1 protein-coding gene is annotated in these 2,565 nt (G+C 64.5%); it reads left to right on the top strand.

The window, feature by feature from the left end; all coding sequences use genetic code 11:
* Positions 1 to 74 precede the first annotated feature (74 nt).
* A complete protein-coding gene (gene rnr / locus ACODSU_RS25245; protein WP_488845703.1) occupies positions 75 to 2,408 on the top strand; it encodes a ribonuclease R in 2,334 nt (777 codons plus the stop codon).
* Positions 2,409 to 2,565 lie beyond the last annotated feature (157 nt).

Here is a 2,565-nt window from a genome sequence, read left to right as displayed (position 1 = left end):
GATGTTACTCGCTAGTACCTGAAACTAGTGCGTCTACCAATTCCGCCACCTGGGCATTTCAGGAAAGACTAAGATTGTATAACAAAAAATCCACCCCCGGCACGCAGCCAGCCACACATTTGTCGCAAGAGATCGAAGGCAGCGTGCAAGGGCACCGTGATGGACACGGTTTCGTCATCCGCGACGATGGCGAAGGCGACATCTATATTCCCCCGAACGAAATGCGCGCCGTCCTGCACAAGGACCGCGTGCGTGTGCGCATCGTGCGCCAGGACCGCCGTGGCCGGCCCGAAGGCCGCGTTGTGGAAATCATCGAGCGCCCGCCACAGCCCATCATCGGCCGCCTGCTGCAGGAAAGCGGTGTCTGGCTGGTGGCGCCAGAGGACAAGCGCTACGGCCAGGATGTGCTGATCCCCAAGGGGGCCACTGGCGCCGCCAAGCCGGGGCAGGTCGTGGTAGTCGAGTTGACCGAGCCGCCCGCGCTGTTTGGCCAGCCCGTGGGCCGCATCACCGAGGTGCTGGGTGAAGTCGACGACCCGGGCATGGAGATCGAGATTGCCGTGCGCAAGTACGGCGTGCCGCACGAATTCTCAGAGGAATGCTTGGCCCAGGCCAAAGCCCTGCCCGACAAGGTGCGTGCGCAGGACAAGAAACGCCGTGTGGACCTGACCGACGTGCCCTTGGTCACCATCGACGGCGAAGACGCGCGCGACTTCGACGACGCCGTGTACTGCGAGCCTGCCAAGGTCGGTCGCAGCAAGGGCTGGCGCCTGCTGGTGGCCATTGCCGATGTGAGCCACTACGTGGAGACCGGCAGCGCCATCGACATCGACGCCTACGACCGCGCTACCAGCGTCTACTTCCCGCGCCGCGTGATCCCCATGTTGCCCGAGAAGCTGTCCAACGGCCTGTGTTCGCTCAACCCCGAGGTGGAGCGCCTGTGCATGGTCTGCGACATGCTGGTCACGGCCAAAGGCGAGGTGCACGCCTACCAGTTCTACCCGGCTGTGATGTTCAGCCACGCGCGCTTTACGTATACCGAGGTGGCAGCCATCCTGGCCAACACGCGCGGACCCGAAGCCAGCAAGCGCAAGGACCGGGTCAAGGACCTGCTCAACCTGCACGATGTGTACCGCGCGTTGCTGGTGGCACGCCAGGCGCGCGGCGCGGTGGACTTCGAAACCACCGAGACACAGATCGTCTGCGACGAAAACGGCCGCATCGAGAAGATCGTTCCCCGCACCCGCAACGAAGCGCACAAGCTCATCGAAGAAGCCATGCTGGCCGCCAACGTGTGCAGCGCCGACTTCATCGCCCAGGGCGGCCAGCCCGGCCTGTTCCGCGTGCACGAAGGCCCCACGCCCGAGAAGCAGGAGATCCTGCGCAACTACCTCAAGGCCATGGCTGTGGGCATGACGATTGGCGACGACCCCAAGCCGGGTGACTTCCAGGCAATTGCCGAGGCGACCAAGGAGCGGCCCGACGCGCAGCAGATCCACACCATGCTGTTGCGCTCCATGCAGCAGGCCATCTACACGCCCATCAACAGCGGCCATTTCGGGCTGGCGTTTGATGCCTACACCCACTTCACCAGCCCCATCCGTCGCTACCCCGACCTGCTGGTGCACCGGGTCATCAAGGCCATCCTGAACAAGACGCAGTACAAGCTGCCTGCGCTGCCTACACCGGGCGAGGCACATGCCAAGCTGGCCAAACGCCTGGCTGCGCGCGTGGCCGCACCTGGCACCAAGCCACGCAAGGATGTGAAACCGCCCAGCCGCGACACCCAGGCCTGGGAGGCCGCAGGCCTGCACTGCAGTGCCAACGAGCGCCGCGCCGACGAGGCCAGCCGCGATGTGGAAGCCTGGCTCAAGTGCAAGTACATGCGCGAGCACCTGGGCGAAGAATACAGTGGCGTGGTCAGTGCTGCGACGAGCTTCGGCATCTTCGTGACGCTGGACGCGATGTACGTCGAGGGGCTGGTGCACATCACCGAATTGGGCGGCGAATACTTCAAGTTCGACGAGGCGCGCCAGGAGCTGCGCGGCGAGCGCACCGGTATCCGCTACGCCATCGGCGCGCGGGTGCGGGTGCAGGTGAGCCGGGTGGATCTGGACGGACGCAAGATCGACTTCCGCCTGGTGCGCGAAGGCGAGGAGCTGCTGGGCCGCGCGCTCAAGGACAAGGGTGTGGGCACCGAGGGGGCTGGTGGTGGCGCCCGCAAGGCGGGTGGTCGGTCCGGCGGACGCAAGGCCGACAAGGCCGCAGGTCCATCTGCCACCGAGCAGGCAGGCCTGACCCGCGAGCGGGCCGCGCGTTCGCCGATCCAGTCGCTCAAAGCCTCGGTCAAGAAGGCGGTGGCGGGTAAGTCCAGCAAAGGCAAAGCGCGCAAGCCACGCCGCGGCTGAGGTCGTCGAGCTGGTGGACCAAGGCCCTCCAGCTCGTCTCATTATTGCTATTTAATTGATAGCAGCAAGCGCATATAGAACATGCGCTTGCGGCTATTTTTGGGCTCTTCTAGCGAATGCTAGTGATGCCCCTTTAATCGCGCCCCATGGTCCTCAT

Source organism: Acidovorax sp. FG48, assembly GCF_057809085.1.
This window is presented reverse-complemented; position numbering and strand designations above follow the sequence as displayed.